16 protein-coding genes are annotated in these 17,378 nt (G+C 62.6%); all 16 read right to left on the bottom strand.

Going from position 1 to position 17,378, the window contains the following annotated elements; translation table 11 throughout:
- Positions 1–9 precede the first annotated feature (9 nt).
- The 16 genes from atpA to F3J17_RS22065 all read right to left on the bottom strand — a co-directional run bounded on the left by atpA (position 10) and on the right by F3J17_RS22065 (position 17,338).
- The gene (atpA, locus tag F3J17_RS22140) at positions 10–1,551 is read right to left on the bottom strand and encodes a F0F1 ATP synthase subunit alpha (protein WP_167063725.1); all 1,542 of its coding nucleotides are present in this window, start codon (positions 1,549–1,551) and stop codon (positions 10–12) included.
- Positions 1,552–1,618: 67 nt separating this feature from the next.
- Positions 1,619–2,158: a F0F1 ATP synthase subunit delta gene (locus tag F3J17_RS22135; protein WP_167063722.1), complete on the bottom strand. Its 540-nt coding sequence runs from the start codon at positions 2,156–2,158 to the stop codon at positions 1,619–1,621.
- A gap of 2 nt (positions 2,159–2,160) precedes the next feature.
- Positions 2,161–2,631, bottom strand: a complete 471-nt coding sequence (locus F3J17_RS22130) for a F0F1 ATP synthase subunit B (protein ID WP_167063719.1) — start codon at positions 2,629–2,631, stop codon at positions 2,161–2,163.
- 136 nt (positions 2,632–2,767) lie between these two features.
- A complete protein-coding gene (gene atpE / locus F3J17_RS22125) occupies positions 2,768–3,046 on the bottom strand; it encodes a F0F1 ATP synthase subunit C (protein WP_027815999.1) in 279 nt (92 codons plus the stop codon).
- Positions 3,047–3,120: 74 nt separating this feature from the next.
- Positions 3,121–3,972, bottom strand: coding sequence for a F0F1 ATP synthase subunit A (gene atpB / locus F3J17_RS22120; protein WP_167063717.1), 852 nt, complete (start codon positions 3,970–3,972; stop codon positions 3,121–3,123).
- Between the two features lie 198 nt (positions 3,973–4,170).
- Positions 4,171–4,710 (bottom strand): ATP synthase subunit I, encoded by a 540-nt coding sequence (locus F3J17_RS22115; RefSeq protein WP_167063714.1) that lies wholly within the window; start codon positions 4,708–4,710, stop codon positions 4,171–4,173.
- A gap of 359 nt (positions 4,711–5,069) precedes the next feature.
- Entirely contained in the window at positions 5,070–6,197 is a 1,128-nt protein-coding gene (locus F3J17_RS22110; protein ID WP_167063888.1) for an SLC13 family permease, read from the bottom strand.
- A gap of 50 nt (positions 6,198–6,247) precedes the next feature.
- Entirely contained in the window at positions 6,248–7,135 is an 888-nt protein-coding gene (locus tag F3J17_RS22105; protein ID WP_167063711.1) for a ParB/RepB/Spo0J family partition protein, read from the bottom strand.
- Between the two features lie 19 nt (positions 7,136–7,154).
- A complete protein-coding gene (locus tag F3J17_RS22100) occupies positions 7,155–7,925 on the bottom strand; it encodes a ParA family protein (RefSeq protein WP_167063708.1) in 771 nt (256 codons plus the stop codon).
- 117 nt (positions 7,926–8,042) lie between these two features.
- Entirely contained in the window at positions 8,043–8,741 is a 699-nt protein-coding gene (gene rsmG, locus F3J17_RS22095; RefSeq protein ID WP_167063705.1) for a 16S rRNA (guanine(527)-N(7))-methyltransferase RsmG, read from the bottom strand.
- Positions 8,738–10,711 carry a tRNA uridine-5-carboxymethylaminomethyl(34) synthesis enzyme MnmG gene (gene mnmG, locus F3J17_RS22090; protein ID WP_167063702.1) on the bottom strand — a complete coding sequence of 658 codons (1,974 nt, stop codon included), beginning with the start codon at positions 10,709–10,711 and terminating at the stop codon, positions 8,738–8,740. The genes rsmG and mnmG overlap by 4 nt, the downstream gene beginning before the upstream one ends.
- 186 nt (positions 10,712–10,897) lie before the next feature.
- Positions 10,898–11,659 carry an ABC transporter ATP-binding protein gene (locus F3J17_RS22085; protein ID WP_167063699.1) on the bottom strand — a complete coding sequence of 254 codons (762 nt, stop codon included), beginning with the start codon at positions 11,657–11,659 and terminating at the stop codon, positions 10,898–10,900.
- The gene (locus F3J17_RS22080) at positions 11,656–13,443 is read right to left on the bottom strand and encodes a branched-chain amino acid ABC transporter ATP-binding protein/permease (RefSeq protein WP_167063696.1); all 1,788 of its coding nucleotides are present in this window, start codon (positions 13,441–13,443) and stop codon (positions 11,656–11,658) included. Before F3J17_RS22080 ends, F3J17_RS22085 begins: the two co-directional genes overlap by 4 nt.
- Positions 13,444–13,447: 4 nt before the next feature.
- Entirely contained in the window at positions 13,448–14,503 is a 1,056-nt protein-coding gene (locus F3J17_RS22075; protein ID WP_167063693.1) for a branched-chain amino acid ABC transporter permease, read from the bottom strand.
- 161 nt (positions 14,504–14,664) lie between these two features.
- The gene (locus tag F3J17_RS22070) at positions 14,665–15,828 is read right to left on the bottom strand and encodes an ABC transporter substrate-binding protein (RefSeq protein WP_240161114.1); all 1,164 of its coding nucleotides are present in this window, start codon (positions 15,826–15,828) and stop codon (positions 14,665–14,667) included.
- 343 nt (positions 15,829–16,171) lie between these two features.
- Positions 16,172–17,338 carry an ABC transporter substrate-binding protein gene (locus F3J17_RS22065; RefSeq protein WP_167063687.1) on the bottom strand — a complete coding sequence of 389 codons (1,167 nt, stop codon included), beginning with the start codon at positions 17,336–17,338 and terminating at the stop codon, positions 16,172–16,174.
- Between the last annotated feature and the right edge of the window lie 40 nt (positions 17,339–17,378).

Raw genomic sequence — 17,378 nt, 5'->3', positions numbered from 1 at the left:
CCGGACGGATCAGTATGCGCCGGACTTCTTGAAGTCCTTGAGAGCCGCGTGGAGCGCGTTCTCGTCGTCCTTCGAAAGGTCCTTCTTGTCCTCGATGCGCGCGACGAGGTCGGCGTGCTTCGACTTCAGGTATTCGCGCAGGCCCTTTTCGAACGGCAGCACTTGAGCGACGTCGATGTCATCGAGGTAGCCGTTGTTCGCCGAGAACAGCGCCACAGCCAGTTCCCAGACTTGCAGCGGCTGGTACTGGGGCTGCTTGAGCAGTTCGGTGACGCGGCGGCCGCGCTCGAGCTGCTTGCGGGTCGCTTCGTCGAGGTCCGATGCGAACTGGGCGAATGCCGCCAGTTCACGGTACTGCGCGAGGTCGGTACGGATACCGCCCGACAGCTTCTTCACGACCTTCGTTTGAGCCGCACCGCCAACACGCGACACCGACACGCCGGCGTTGATTGCCGGGCGGATGCCTGCGTTGAACAGGTCGGTTTCCAGGAAGATCTGGCCGTCGGTAATCGAGATCACGTTCGTCGGAACGAATGCGGTCACGTCGCCAGCTTGCGTTTCGATGATCGGCAGTGCCGTCAGCGAACCCGTCTTGCCCTTGACTTCACCGTTCGTGAACTTCTCGACGTAGTCAGCCGACACGCGCGCAGCGCGCTCGAGCAGACGCGAGTGGAGATAGAACACGTCGCCGGGGTAAGCTTCGCGGCCCGGCGGGCGGCGCAGCAGCAGCGAGATCTGACGGTATGCCCAGGCTTGCTTGGTCAAATCGTCATAAATGATCAGGGCGTCTTGACCGCGATCGCGGAAGTATTCGCCCATCGTGCAGCCGGCGTACGGTGCGAGGTACTGCAGCGCAGCCGATTCCGAAGCCGAAGCGGCGACCACGATCGTGTACTCGATCGCGCCCGTTTCTTCGAGCTTGCGCAGCACGTTCTGGATCGACGAAGCCTTCTGACCGATGGCGACGTAGATACAGATCAGATCCTTGCCCTTCTGGTTGATGATCGTGTCGACGGCCACTGCGGTCTTGCCGCACTGACGGTCGCCGATGATCAGCTCACGCTGGCCACGGCCAATCGGCACCATTGCGTCGATCGACTTCAGACCGGTTTGCACCGGCTGCGAGACGCCTTCACGCCAGATCACGCCCGGAGCGATCTTTTCGATCGCGTCGGTCAGCTTGGCGTTGACGGGACCCTTGCCGTCGATCGGGTTGCCGAGCGGATCGACCACGCGGCCGATCAGTTCCGGACCAACCGGGACTTCCAGAATGCGGCCCGTCGTCTTGACGATGTCGCCTTCCGAAATGTGTTCGTATTCACCGAGAATCACGGCGCCGACCGAGTCACGCTCGAGGTTCAGCGCGAGACCGAAGGTGTTGCCCGGGAATTCGAGCATTTCGCCTTGCATCACGTCCGACAGGCCGTGGATGCGCACGATGCCGTCGGTCACGGAGATCACGGTGCCCTGGTTGCGAACGTCCGCGCTCGCTTCAAGGCCCTGGATCCGGCTCTTGATCAGCTCGCTGATCTCAGAGGGATTGAGTTGCATTATTCGCTCCTGATGTTCAATTCTGTTGCGTGCCAGCCGCCACGCCCGATCGTATGGATCGAGGCGTTCAGGCGGTCAGAGCCGCCTGCATGCTGGCGAGCCGCGCGCGGACCGAGGTATCGAGCACTTCGTCGCCGACCGTGACGCGCACGCCGCCGATGAGCGACTTGTCGATCTCGACGGTCGGCTTCAGCTTGCATTTGAACTTGCGTTCGAGGCTGGCGACGAGTTCGTCCAGTTGCGGGCCTTCGAGCGGGAACGCGCTGACGATCAGCGCGTCAGCTGCACCGGCCTTGGCGTTCTTGAGCGCTTCGAACTGCGTGTGGATTTCCGGCAGCAGTTCCAGACGGTGATTCGCGACCAGCATCTGCACGAGGTTCTTCGCCTCGGCCGAATCCTTGAGCGGGGACTTCACCGCCGCGAGCAGCAGCTCGACGACCTGGGTAGGGCTGACTTTCGGGCTCGACGCGACCGACAGCACCTCGGGCACGGCCGCAACCTGTGCCAGCTCCGTAACGAGCGTGGACCAGGCGGCGAGGTCGCCAGCTTCGGCCACGCCAAAGAGGGCTTCTGCGTACGGGCGGGCGATGGTTGCAAGTTCGGCCATGATCAGAGCTCGGCTTTCAGTTGATTCAGCAGTTCGGCATGGGCCGACTGATCGACTTCGCGCTTCAGGATCTGTTCAGCGCCTTGCACGGCGAGGGCGGCGACTTCAGCGCGCAGTGCTTCGCGTGCCTTGACCACCTGCTGCTCTGCGTCCGCCTTCGCCGTAGCGACGATGCGGGCCGCTTCGGCTTGTGCCTGGGCCTTGATTTCTTCTGCGACAGCGAGCGCACGCTTTTCAGCGTCGGCGATACGGCTCTGGCCCTCGTTACGGGCCGAGGCGAGTTCTTCGCCCACGCGCTTGTGTGCCGCTTCGAGTTCCTGCTTACCCTTTTCAGCAGCCGCGAGGCCGTCAGCGATCTTCTTCGAGCGCTCGTCGAGGGCGTTGATCAACGGCGGCCACACGAACTTCATCGTGAACCACGCGAGGATCAGGAACACGACCATTTGCGCAAACAGGGTTGCGTTGAGATTCACGGTGTTTCCTTAATCAGCTATTCCGGGGAATTGAAACGGCAAGGCGCTCATCGGTTGTGAAACTCGATCAGCGCCTCGTCACCCGTTCCGCTCTGCGCCCATTCCGTTATAGATCAGGCGCAACCTTCCAGGGAACTTAGCCCGCGACCGCGGCGAGCTTCGACAGCAGCGGGTTCGCGAACGCGAACAGCATTGCAACACCAACACCGATCAGGAACGCTGCATCGATCAGACCAGCCAGCAGGAACATCTTCGTCTGCAGCGGGTTCATCAGTTCAGGCTGACGTGCGCAGGCTTCGATGTACTTGCCGCCCATCAGGCCGATACCGATACAGGCGCCGATTGCACCCAGGCCGATGATGATGCCGATACCGATGGCCGTGAAACCCTGGATGTTGGCGATGAAAGCTTGCATGATCACTCCTTTGTGAGATTTTCTGGAACTGGGGATTTAAAACTTAAAACTGCAATTCTGGGTACGACCGCCGCTTAGTGGCTGTCGTGTGCCTGGCCGATGTACACCAGCGTCAGCATCATGAAAATGAACGCCTGCAGCAGAACGATCAGGATGTGGAAGATCGCCCACACGCTGCCCGCAATCACATGGCCGATGAAGCCAAGCACCGTCGTGTCCGCACCGAAGGTCCAGAGACTGCCCAGCAGGGCGATCAGCAGGAACAGCAGTTCGCCTGCATACATGTTGCCGAACAACCGCAGGGCGAGCGAAACCGTCTTGGCGACGAACTCGATGATGTTGAGTGCAAGGTTCGGGATCCACAGCAGCGGATGCGAACCGAACGGAGCCGACAGCAGCTCGTGCGCGAAGCCGCCGGGACCCTTGATCTTGAGGTTGTAATAGATCATCAGCACGAACACGCCGAGCGCGATGCCGAACGTGCCGTTAAGGTCGGCGGTCGGGACGATACGCTGGTGCGGCAGTGCTTCGGACAGACCCAGCCAGCCGATCACGCGGCCCGGCAGGTCAACAGGGATGAAGTCGAGACAGTTCATCAGCGCGACCCAGACGAACACGGTCAGGGCCAGCGGCGCGATGAACTTGCGATTGCCATGGATGATGGACTTCGACTGGTCTTCGACCATTTCGACCAGCATTTCGACGGCGCACTGGAAGCGGCCCGGAACACCGGGAGTCGCCGAGCGCGCTGCGAGACGCAGCAGGAAAATGGTCACGAGGCCACACAGAATCGACCAGAACAGCGTGTCGATGTTCCAGACGTGGAAATCGACGATCGACGTCTGATGCGAGGTGGAAAAGTTCTGCAAGTGGTGCGCAATGTACTCTGACGGATCCAGAGCGCGCGTGCCTTCGCTAGCTGCCATATCGTTAAAAGCCACCCAAATTGTCGAAAATCGGTTCCGGCCGTTCCCGCGCAATGCTGTATTGCGGGAACACGCCGCTGCAGAGTGAGTCTTATCTCCGCATATGTCGCCTACGCGCAGTCCAACCGTGCACCGCTTCGATCGCCTCGACGCCCTCTACGTTGGCTACGTAGCAGGCGGCGCGATGTCGGCAGTGGGTCAGCGCAACGCGAGCGCGATCCAGTATGTCTTCAGTGCGATCAGGTACGTGACCAGCAGCGGAATCCACTGCACGTCGTGATACCCGAACGCGATGGCGACGAACATCGCTATCGTCGCCCCCATCTTGAATGCTTCACCGAGCACCCAGTTGAACACGGTGGCTGCACGGCTCAACTGCTTGAGGCGCGCCGCGAACAGCGCACCAGGGATCCAGCAGATCGCTCCGCCCAGGAATGCCGATAGTGCTACGGCATCCGGCGCGGTCACGCCCGGCGGCTTATAAAACAGCCACCAGAGCAGCGTAGCAACCAGGGACAAAACTACTTGCGCCGCCACGACACGAAAAGGTGTGACGCGGGAGGGGCGACTCACCTGTGCGCCGAAGATCTGTTCGGCTTCGGCCCGGGTGAGCGGAACGATGTCGTTGTTATCTTGCTGATCGGCGTCCCACTCTGCGTTGTGGTCAGTGGCCACATGCACAGCGGGCTTTGCTGCATCCGGTTTCACATCCTGCCCCCGGCGGGATGCTTCGTTCATGTCGTGCGGACCTTCGGGCCCACCATGCGCCTGCGGCGCTTCGTCTGGCCTCTGACCCACCATCGTTTGATTCCGGATATTTGCCTTGCGCGTGCTTTCTTGCAACGTGCTTACAGCATCGCCAACCAAATAAATCCGGGCGATTGTAAGCGATAGTTGCAGCCAATTCAAGACTTTAGCCCGCTCAATAACACCTGTGGAATGCTACTTCATGATGCGGAAAACACGCCATTACTCCCGGGGTAACGGGAACTGTAAGGCAGTGTCCTGCGCGCATCCTGCACTCAGGAGAGCCAGGCAAAACGGGGCGCGATTTTACCGTGGAACGGCGCTTATGTCGCCGCCTTGTCGCATTTCCGTCAGAAAAAATACAACAAAGTTGCGCCACCCAATACCGCAATTAACCAGAACGGTATGGAGACGAGATGAAACGGCAGCCACACGCCGCGCTCGCCCGACAGGCGCACGGCAATCAGGTTCGCCAGTGAGCCGATCGCCACGCCAAAGCCCCCCACACTCACGCCGAATGCGAGCGCGCGCCAGTCGTGCGTAAAGCCCGCGAGCACGATTGCGGCCGGTACATTACTGATGGCTTGCGAGAGCACCGCCCCTGCGACATAAGCGCGCATGGACGTCTGCAACGCGAGATCGGCGAGCGCGTGATGGATCCAGGGCAGCGCGGCGGCACTCCGTAAAACGACGAACATCAGAACGAAGATCAACAAAAGCAGCCAGTCGATCTTCAAAACGATGCGCGCGCGCCACAGCAAAGATCCCGCCCCTACTCCGGCCAATGCGATGCCGGCGCGATGCGCATCGGCGAGCAGCACGAAACCGATGAACAACACGGCGGCGACGCCGGCCAGCGCGCGATCGACGTCATGTTCCTCAGCATCTTTGCTGAGGTCGAGTTGCTGCGGCTTGAACATGAACGCGGCCAGCACGAACAGCATCGCCATCAGCAATGCGCACAGCGGCGCGAGCGCAGCGATGAAGCGGCCAAACGATGCGCCGCTCAATTGCCAGAGAAACAGGTTCTGCGGATTGCCGAGCGGCGTGAGGACCGAGCCGGCATTCACGGCCAGCGCGATCATGATGATGAGCCGCTTGAGCGGCAGCGGCGTGAGTTTGTGCAACGAGAGCACCAGCGGCACCACGACGAAAAGCGCGACGTCGTTGGTCAAGATCGTCGAGAGCGCGGCGGCGAGCGCAATCAGCAGGAAAGCCAGCGCGCGTTCCGAGTGAATCCGGTGAACCAGCCGGTGTGCCGTCCAGGTGAGGAATCCTGAATATTCGAGCGCCTTGGTGAGAATCAGCAAACCGGCGAGCGTCATCACCGTTTGCCAGTCGACCAGGGCGGGCAGCTTCGACCACGGCTGCGGCGCGAAGATCTGCAGCAACCCCAGTGCGACGATGAGAATCGTCAGCACCGGTTCACCACGCATGAACGCGCCGACCCGCTGCAGCAGGTTCGGCGTTACGTTCATGGCGCCGCGCTTCGCGGCATCGGGTTCTCGCATCGGGCGCGCGTAGCGCGTCAGACAGCGGTTTCGCCGCGCAGACGCAGCAAGATACCTTCGAGCGAATCGAGGTCGCCGAAATCGACGGTCAACTGCCCTCGCCCACGGCGCCCCACCTTGATCTTGACCGTGGCGGCCAGGAGGTCAGACAACTCTTCTTCGAGACGACGCGTGTCGCGGCCGCCATCCTGCGCAGCCTTGGCCTTGACCGCGGGTACGGCCTTGGTTGTGGCCGCAACGAGTTTTTCCGTTTCACGCACCGACAGGCGACGATTGACCACCTGATGCGCGAGCTGGATCTGCGTGGCGGCATCCACGGCGAGCAGCGCGCGCGCGTGGCCCATATCGAGATCGCCCGCGAGCAACATCGTCTGCACCGGCATTGCCAGGTTCAGCAGGCGCAGCAGGTTCGACACCGCGCTGCGCGAGCGCCCCACCGACTCCGCTGCCTGTTCGTGCGTGAAATTGAATTCGTCGAGCAGACGCTGGATACCCTGCGCCTCTTCGAGCGGATTCAGATCTTCGCGCTGAATGTTCTCGATCAGCGCCATCGCGGCGGCGGCCTGATCGGGCACATCCTTCACGAGCACCGGCACTTCCGTCAGGCCCGCGATATTCGCGGCGCGGAAACGTCGTTCACCAGCAATGATCTCGTAACGCTCCGGACCAATCGGACGCACGAGGATCGGCTGCATCAGGCCCTGCGCGCGGATGCTCGCGGCCAGTTCCTGAAGCGCGCCTTCGTCCATGCGCGTACGCGGCTGGTACTTGCCTGCCTGCATCTGCGTGAGCGGGAGCGTGTTGGGTGCGCCTTCGATCTTCACCGCTTCGGTGATGTCCGCGCTGCCGCCGAGCAATGCCTCGAGTCCTCGGCCCAATCCTTTTTTACGTGCTACTGCGTTCATCGTGCTTCCCCAGTCTGAGTCAGATCGAACGCACGCGCTCGATCATTTCCGCGCCGAACTGCACGTAGGCCTGCGCACCGCGCGATGCACGATCGAACACCACGCCCGGCAAGCCGTAGCTGGGTGCCTCCGCGAGACGCACATTGCGCGGGATCACCGCGTCGAACACCTTGTCGCCGAAGTGTTCCTTGAGTTGCTCCGACACCTGCTGTTGCAGCGTGATGCGCGGATCAAACATCACGCGCAGCAGACCGATAACCTTCAGGTCGCGATTCATGTTCGCGTGCACCTGCTTGATCGTGTTGACGAGGTCCGACAGACCTTCGAGCGCGAAGTACTCGCACTGCATCGGAATCACCACGCCATGCGCCGCGCACAAGCCGTTAAGCGTGAGCAGCGACAGTGCGGGCGGACAGTCGATCAGGACGAAGTCGTACTGATCGTCCACCTGGGCCAGCGCATTCTTCAAACGACGTTCGCGCTGATCGACCGACACCAGCTCCACTTCGGCGCCGGCCAGTTCGCGATTGGCGGGCAACACGTCGTAACCGACATGCTCCGGGCTCGTGCGCGCATCGGGCACCGAGATGCCATCGACGAGCACTTCATACACGGTGTACTCGCAGGCGGCCTTGTCGATGCCGCTGCCCATCGTGGCATTGCCCTGCGGGTCGAGATCGATGAGAAGGACACGCTGTCCCTGCGATGCGAGGCTCGCGGCGAGATTGACCGTTGTCGTCGTCTTGCCGACGCCGCCCTTCTGGTTCGCAACGCAGAAGATTTTTGCCATCTTGTGTGTGTCCCTTTTACTGCCTTGAAAGTTTGCTTACGTTAGCGCGACCAGACCGGTCGCGCTATTCGGCCTTTCGGCCAATGTTGCTGTGCTGCCGTTTTGGCGCTGCCGCAATCAGGCTTGCGGCAGCGGTTCGACCAATACTTCGCTGAGGTGGCGCTCTGCATCGAGCATCGGCACCGCGAGACGAATCGTTTTGACCGCACGCGCCCCCTCGGGCAGACGCTCGATTTCGCCATCCGGGCGTACGCCCTTCATGGCCCAGATCGCGCCATCGTCCGCGACGAGATGACGGGCCAGTGTAACGAAATCGGTGAGTTCCGCGAATGCCCGCGAGACGATCAAGTCGAATTTTTTCGGCACTTCGACGCCCGGGCGCAGCGATTCCACCCGGCCCGTCACCACCGCCAGATTCGTGAGCCCCAGTTCGGCCTTGGCCTGCGACTGGAACGCCGACTTCTTCTGCACGATGTCGTTCAGCGTCACATGCCAGTCCGGACGCGCAATCGCCAGCACGATGCCGGGCAAGCCGCCACCCGATCCCACATCCAGCACCGTCGCGTTTTCACGTGAAGGCAGATGCGGCAGGATCGAAAGCGAATCGAGGATGTGCTGGATCAGCATCTGGCGCGGATCGCGAATCGCCGTCAGGTTATAGACAGCGTTCCATTTCACCAGCAGCGCAACGTAGTCCAGCAGTTGTTGGTGTTGACGCTCATTCAGGTCGAGAGAGAGCGCATCGGCGCCCTCCGTCAACATCTGCGCGAGCGCGTCTCGGTCAGCGATACCGGGTTGCCGTGAGCGCGCCGTCATTGAGCCACCGGTTTGTTGTCTGCTGCTGCGGCATTCGCAGCGGCGTCGGCCGGGTTCTGACGGCGACGGCCAAGACCGCGCTTCAGGTGCACCATCAGCAGCGAGATCGCCGCGGGCGTGATGCCCGAGATACGCGACGCCTGACCGATCGTTTCCGGGCGATGCTGAGTCAGCTTCTGGCAAGCCTCGAACGACAGGCCACGCACTTCCTTGTAGTCGATCCCTTCCGGCAGACGCGTATTTTCATGCGCGCCGTTGCGCTCGATCTCATCGGCCTGACGGTCGATATAGCCCTGATATTTGATGCCGATCTCGATCTGCTCCTTGATCTGGTCGAGCAAAACTTGATCGTCGGCGAGCGGGGCTTCAGGTGCGCATGCGCCTTCGCGCAGACCCACCACACCGTCGTAGCTCACGCCCGGACGACGCAGCAGATCCGCAAGGTTGTATTCGCGGTCGATCGGCTTGCCCAGCAGGGCCGTCGCTTCTTCTGCGCCCAGCGTCTTCGGGTTCACCCACGTCGACTTCAAGCGTTCGGTTTCACGTGAAACAGCGTCGCGTTTGCGGCTGAAAGCGTCCCAGCGCTCATCATCCACAACACCGAGTTCGCGCCCGATTTCCGTCAGACGCATATCGGCATTGTCTTCGCGCAGGCTCAGGCGATACTCGGCACGGCTCGTGAACATGCGATACGGCTCGGACACACCACGCGTTACGAGATCGTCGACCAGCACGCCAAGGTATGCCTGGTCGCGGCGCGGGCACCATGCATCCTTACCCTGCACTTGCAGACCGGCATTGATACCGGCGAGCAGACCTTGCGCAGCAGCCTCTTCGTAACCCGTCGTGCCGTTGATCTGGCCCGCAAAAAACAGGCCATTGATGACCTTGGTTTCCAGCGATGCCTTCAGGCCGCGCGGATCGAAGTAGTCGTACTCGATTGCATAGCCAGGACGCAGGATGTGAGCGTGCTCAAGACCGCGCATCGAATGCACGAGCTCCAGTTGCACGTCGAACGGCAGACTCGTCGAGATCCCGTTCGGGTAAAACTCGTTGGTCGTCAGGCCTTCCGGCTCCAGAAAAATCTGATGCGATTCCTTCGACGCGAAGCGATGAATCTTGTCTTCAATCGACGGGCAGTAGCGCGGCCCTACCCCTTCGATCACGCCCGTGTACATCGGCGAACGATCCAGACCGCCGCGGATGATGTCGTGCGTGCGCTCGTTGGTGTGCGTAACCCAGCACGGAATCTGTTGCGGATGCTGCTCGGCACGACCCAGGAACGAGAACACCGGCACCGGATCGAGATCGCCCGGCTGCTCTTCGAGCACCGAGAAGTCGATCGTGCGGCCGTCGATACGCGGCGGCGTGCCGGTCTTGAGGCGGCCTTGCGGCAGCTTCAGTTCCTTCAGACGTGCGGACAGCGTGACAGCCGCCGGATCGCCCGCACGACCGCCCGTGTAGTTGTTCAGGCCCACGTGGATCTTGCCGTCGAGGAAAGTCCCCGCCGTCAGCACCACGGCGCGCGCGCGGAAGCGCAGACCAACCTGCGTCACCGCGCCAACCACGCGATCGCCTTCGACCATCAGGTCTTCGACGGCCTGCTGGAACAGCCAGAGGTTCGGCTGGTTTTCGAGACGGCGACGGATCGCAGCCTTGTAGAGAATCCGGTCAGCCTGGGCACGCGTCGCGCGCACCGCCGGGCCTTTGGACGAATTGAGAATGCGGAACTGGATGCCGCCCTCGTCCGTCGCTGCGGCCATTGCGCCGCCGAGCGCATCGACTTCCTTGACCAGATGGCCTTTGCCAATGCCGCCGATGGACGGATTGCAGCTCATCTGACCGAGCGTTTCGATGTTGTGCGTGAGCAGGAGCGTCTTCACGCCCATACGGGCCGCGGCTAGCGCGGCCTCGGTGCCGGCGTGACCGCCGCCGACGACGATTACGTCAAACTCTGTGGGAAAAAGCATGGCCGGAACCTCACGCACGGACGAATAGACCGCGTGAGCCTTCTCTGAAAAAAGTGGAATGGTCGAATTATAACGGTTTCGGGTTTTGGACCGATCAGGCCCGTTGAAGGTTTAATCGCACCAGAAAGAAAAAGCGGCGTGTTTCACGTGAAACACGCCGCCGATTTCTGGAGAGCCTGACGAGAACTAGACCGGCTTCTTCGCCAATCCGAGGTAGGTCTCAATGACGCGCGGGTTCTGCGCCAGTTCAGCCGCCGGACCTTCCAGCGCCAGATCGCCCGTCTCCAGCACGTAACCGTAATCGGAAATCTGCAGCGCCGCGCGCGCGTTCTGCTCGATCAAGAGCGTCGCCACGCCCGTTTGCCGAAGCGCGCTGATGATGTGAAAAATCTCTTTCACGATCAGCGGTGCCAGGCCAAGGCTAGGCTCATCGAGCATCAGCAGATCGGGCTTACCCATGAGCGCTCGCCCAACTGCGAGCATCTGGCGCTCGCCACCTGAGAGCGTGCCCGCCGCCTGGGCGCGCCGCTCTTTGAGACGGGGGAAAAGCGCGAACACGTGATCGAGTTGATCGAGAAAGCTGCGCTCCCCTGCCCGCTTGCGCCGGTACGCACCAAGCACGAGATTGTCTTCGACCGTCATGGAGGCAAACAGCTCGCGCTTCTCCGGTACCAGACACATGCCGCGCGCCACCCGACGCTCGATCGGCAAGGCGCCCACTTCGTCGCCAAGATAAGCGATGCGCCCGCTCGCGTGCCCCGTCACAGGCAGCGCACCCATGATGGCGTTGAGCAACGTGGACTTGCCCGCTCCGTTCGGCCCGATCACGGAGACGATCTGCCCCGCCCCTACCTTGATCGACGCCTTATGCAGCGCCTCGATCTTGCCGTAGCGCACCGCGAGGCCGGAAACTTCGAGAATGGGCGCTTTGACCATTTCGCTCATCATTCCACCCCGCCCAGATACGCTTCCAGCACAGCCGGGTCTTGCTGCACCTCCTGCGGCAGACCTTCGGCAATGCGCGTGCCGAACTCCATCACGACCAGGCGATCGGTGAGATTCATCACGAAGTCCATATCGTGTTCGACCAGCAGCACACTCATCCCCTCTTCTCTTAGCTTGCGCAGCAAAGCGGCCAGTTGTTGCTTCTCCTGATATCGCAGCCCCGCCGCCGGTTCGTCCAGCAGCAGCAGGGTCGGATCGCAACACAGCGCGCGGGCGATTTCCAGAATCCGCTGCTGCCCCAGCGCCAGGCTGCCCGCTTCCTCATACATATGCTGCTCAAGGCCAACGCGCCGAAGTTGCCTCGCCGCCTCGCTCATCAGCCTGCCCTCTTCCGCCGTGTTGAGCTTGACGACGCTGCGCAGCACGCCCGAATGCCCGCGCAGATGCGCGCCGATCGCTACGTTCTCCAGCACCGTCATCGTCGGCAGCAGCTTGACGTGCTGGAACGTGCGACCGATGCCGCGCGCGACGATTTCACGTGAAGTGAGCTTGTCGATGCGCGCGCCACGGAAGGTAATCGCACCGCTAGTCGGCTGGAGCACGCCGGTCACCAGGTTAAACGTCGTCGACTTGCCCGCGCCGTTCGGCCCGATCAGGCCGATGATCTGCCCGGCCTTCACCTCGAAGCTCACGTCGTTGACGGCGACCAGACCGCCAAACGTCTTGCGCGCCTTGTCGACGCTCAGCAGCAACTCGCCCGCCACCGGCTTGCTGCGTTGCGGCAAAGGCTCCGCATGCTCGGGCACATGCGCCTGCGGACCACGAGGGAAGAAGCGCGCGACGAACGGCCAGACACCGCGGCGCGCGTACTGGAGCAGCAGCACCATCAGAATGCCGAAGACGATGATTTCGAAGTTGCCGTTTTCGCCCAGCAGCTTGGGCAGCAGCGTCTGCAGCCAGTCCTGCAGCACCGTGAGGATCGCCGCGCCCAGCACCGCGCCCCAGACGTGCGCAACGCCGCCCACCACAGCCATGAACAGATACTCGATGCCGTGATTCAGGCCGAACGGCGTCGGATTCACCGCGCGCTGCAAGTGCGCGTAGAGAAAGCCCGAGACCGCCGCCAGGACCGCCGCGTAGACGAAGATCACCACGCGCATCCAGGCCGTGTTGACGCCCATCGCTTCGGCCATCAAGCCGCCACCGCGCAGTGCGCGAATCGCGCGGCCCGTGCGGCTGTTGAGCAGGTTCTGTACGGAGATCACCGACGCCAGCACCACCACCCAGATCAGGTAATAAATGTGCCGCCCGGACTCCAGCTCGACGCCCAGCACGTTGAGCACCGGAATGCCGTTGATGCCGTCGTACTTGCCGAGCATGTCCAGATTGCCGAACAGGAAGAACAGTGCGAGCCCCCAGGCGATCGTGCCGAGCGGCAGAAAGTGGCCGGAAAGCCGCATCGTCACCAGCCCCAGCACGAGGGCAACCAGCGCCGTAATCACCACGCCGACGATCAGCGCAAGCCACGGCGAGACGCCATACTGCGTCGTCAGATACGCCGTCGCGTAGGCGCCCAGACCGACGAAGGCGGCCTGCCCGAAGCTCGTCATCCCACCGATACCCGTGAGCAGCACGAGGCCGATGGCGACGATCGAATAGAGTCCGATGTAGTTGAGCAGCGTGATCCAGTACTCGGGCACGCGCACGACGCCGGGCAACACCGGCAGCGCGAACATCACCACGAGGAACAGCCAGAAGAACCGGTTATGCAGGACGAGTCGTTTCATCGCATCACTCCTCTTCCTCTTCGGCGTGCGGCGTGGACAGACTGCGCCACAGCAGCACGGGAATGATCAGCGTGAACACGATCACTTCCTTGTATGAACTCGCCCAGAACGACGAGTACGACTCCAGCAGCCCCACCAGCACGGAGCCCGCCGCAGCCAGCGGATAGCTCACCAGGCCGCCGATGATCGCGCCCACGAAGCCCTTCAGGCCGATCAGGAAACCCGAGTCGTAGTAGATGGTTGTGAGCGGCGCGACCAGCACGCCGCACAGCGCACCCAGCCCCGCCGCGAGCGTGAACGCCAGCCGCCCGGCCTGCGTCGTGCCGATGCCGACGAGCCGCGCGCCCAGCCGGTTCACCGAAGTCGCGCGCAACGCCTTGCCGGAAATCGTGCGATCAAAGTAGAAGTACAGCGCGACGATCAACACCACCGCCGTGCCGATCACCCAGAGACTTTGCCCCGAGATCGACAGCGCGCCGATAGTGAACGTGGCATCCGAGAACGCATTGGTGCGAGAGCCTTCCGCGCCGAACATCACGAGCCCCAGGCCCACCATCGCGAAGTGCACCGCCACCGCCACGATCAGCAACAGCAGCGTGGTGGCCTCGGCGATCGGCTCGTAGGCCAGCCGATAGATGAACGGCCCCATCGGCACGACGATGGCGAGCGTGAGCGCGATCTGCGCGAGCATCGGCAACGGCTGCCCGGCCACGCCACGCGTGAGCGCATAGAGCGCGATGGGAAACAGCAGGTATTTGCCCGCGAGCGTGACGAGCGTGCGCGCCGCATGACGGCGGCGCTCGGCGTGACGCACGAGGCCGGCCGTCTCGACGATAAAGCACGCCGCGCCCAGCGCCACGAGCAGCCAGCAGGTGGCGGGAAACTTCTGCGATTGCAGCGCGGCGAGCGTCAAAGCGCCATACGAGACGAATTCGCCCTGCGGAATGAAGATCACGCGCGTGACGGAAAACACCAGCACCAGCGCGAGCGCAAGCAGCGCGTAAATCGCTCCGGTGGTGATGCCGTCCTGCGCGAGGATCGCGGCGATCGATAAATCCATAACCCCTCTTTACTGAGACACGTGAAACCAGCCACGTCAGAACGACGTTGGGAGCGATGCGGGACGATGCAACGACTTGCGGGAAAGCGCGCGGCGCAGCCAGGCAGGCCGCGCCGCTAAAGAGACATGAGACAAGACGACCGATGGGAACGCAGCGCGGCTCAGTCGCCCTGCAGCTTCCACTTGCCGTTGACGACTTCCACGATCACGCGCGCGCGGTCATCCAGACCGTTGTGATCGGTCGGCGACGTGTTCATGATGCCGTGCGACACCGGCAGATCCTTGATGTTTTCGAGCGCGTCGCGCAGTGCCACGCGGAACGCTTCGGTGCCCGGTTGCGCGGTCTTGAGCGCAGCCGGAATTGCGCGCTGGAGCATCTGGCCGGCGTCCCAGGCATGGCCGCCAAAGGTCGCCACCGTGCCCGCGCCGTACGCTTTCTCGTAGGCCGCCTTATAGGCGAGCGCCGACTTCTTCACCGGGTTCGAATCGGGTAATTGATCGGCGACGAGAATCGGGCCGGCGGGCAGCAGTTCGCCCTCGCAGTCCTTGCCGCACACGCGCAGGAAATCGTTGTTGGCGACGCCGTGCGTCTGATAGATCTTGCCCTTGTAGCCGCGATCCTTGAGCGTGGTCGCGGGCAGCGCCGACGGCGTGCCGGAGCCCGCGATCAGCACCGCATCCGGATTCGCCGACATCAGCTTGAGCGCCTGCCCCGTCACCGAAGAATCGGTGCGGTTATAGCGCTCGTTCGCGACGATCTTGAGGTTGTGCTTCGCGGCCGCCGCCGTGAACTCGCGCAGCCAGCTGTCGCCGTAGGCATCCGTGAAACCGATGAAACCCACCGTTTTCACGCCGTGCTTTTCCATATAGCCCGCGATTGCGTCGGCCATCAGGCTGTCGTTTTGCGGCGGCTTGAACGCCCATTTGCGCTTGTCGTCGACCGGCTGCACGATGGCCGCCGACGCCGCGAGCGAGATCATCGGCGTCTTGCCCTGCGCGACCACGTCGAGCATCGCCAGCGAGTTCGGCGTCACCGACGACCCGATGATCGCATCGACATGATCCTCGTCGATCAGCTTGTGGGTGTTCTGCACCGCCTTGCTGGTATCCGAAGCGTCGTCGAGCACGATGTACTGCACGCTCTTGCCGCCGATCTCCTTGGGCAGCAGCGCAATGGTGTTCTTCTCCGGAATGCCGAGCGACGCCGCCGGCCCCGTCGCCGACAGCGTCACGCCGATCTTCACCTGCGCGGCGGCCACGCCCGCCATGCTCATCAAGGCCGCTGCGAGTCCGGCATTGAGCGCTGTCACCGACCACTTCTTCATCGCGAGTTTCGTTTTCATTGCGCGTCTCCAAACGCTTTGTCTGCGTGTCGATATTTGTTGTGCCGCCGTCGTGCCGCGATGCCTTTCAACCTGCCCGCCGCCGCGCCGGCCTTTGAGTGTAGTAAGGGGGATCGCGCGTGTGACGCATGGTTTTCCCTGCCTGCGGCACTGCACAAGCCGCGGCGCGATCCGGCCGTTCTACTGCTTCGTCACTGCTGCCCTACTGCGCTGCTCTGCCTGCTTCACACTCCCGCGCATCGTTGCGACAGCAACAAAAAAGGCACGTCCCTAGGGAGCGTGCCTTTTGATGTCGAGTGCGATGGGTGTGCGTTCCTCGTGAAACTCAATCGCCAGCCAGCTTCCACTTGCCGCCGACGATCTGCACCATCACGCGCGCCCGCTGATCGAGGCCCGCATGATCGGTTGCGCTCATATTGAAGATGCCATGCGCGCCGGCCACATCGTGCGTGCCTTCGAGCGCCTTGCGCAGCGCCTCGCGGAACGCCTGAGTGCCCGGTTGCCCCGCCTTGAGCGCGACGGGAATCGCATGCTGCAGCAACAGCCCCGCGTCCCACGCGTGACCGCCGAAGGTGGAGATGGTGCCTGCGCCATACGCCTTCTCATAGGCGGCCTTGTAGGCGAGCGCGGATTGCTTCACGGGATTCGAGTCGGGCAATTGATCGGCGACCAGCAGCGGACCGGCGGGCAGATACGTGCCCTCGCAATCCTTGCCGCACACGCGCAGGAAGTCGTTGTTGGCGACGCCGTGCGTCTGATAGTACTTGCCCGCGTAGCCGCGCTCCTTGAGCGTTTTCTGCGGCAGTGCGGCGGGCGTGCCGGCGCCTGCGATCAGCACGGCATCCGGATGCTGCGAAATCATCTTCAGCACCTGACCGGTGACAGACGCATCATTGCGCGCGAAGCGCTCATTGGCGACCAGCTTGATGCCCTGCTTCGCGGCAGCGGCGCTGAACTCTCTGTACCAGCTCTCGCCGTAGGCATCCGCGAAACCGATGAAGGCCACCGTCTTCACGCCATGCGCGGCCATGTGTTGCGCAATCGCGCCGGCCATCAGCTGGTCGTTCTGCGGCGTCTTGAAAACCCAGGCGCGCTTCGCGTCCATCGGCTCGACGATCGAGGCGGCGGCGGCCATCGAGATCATCGGCGTGGAGGTTTCGGCGGCGACGTCGATCATCGCCAGCGAATTCGGAACGACCGTCGAGCCGAGCAAGGCGTCGACGTGATCTTCGCTGGTGAGCTTGCGTGCGTTCTTGACGGCCTGGGTGGAATCGGTGGCGTCATCGAGGACGATGTAATCGACCTTCTGACCCGCAATCTCCTTCGGCAGCAGCGCGACGGTATTTTTCTCGGGAATGCCCAGCGAAGCCGCCGGGCCGGTGGCGGACAGCGTCACGCCAATCTTCACGTCTGCGTGCGCCGCGCCGGCCATGGCGGCAAGCATCCCCGTCGCGGCAACGGCCGCGCCCATCCAACGCCAGACCAACTGCATCTCCACTCCTTCGATCGTCGTTTTCTTTATTGCGCCGGAA

The organism is Burkholderia sp. Ax-1719, from assembly GCF_011753055.1.
Lineage (GTDB): Bacteria > Pseudomonadota > Gammaproteobacteria > Burkholderiales > Burkholderiaceae > Paraburkholderia.
The sequence above is the reverse complement of the archived record's forward strand: the minus strand, read 5'-3'. Positions and strand labels throughout refer to the sequence as shown.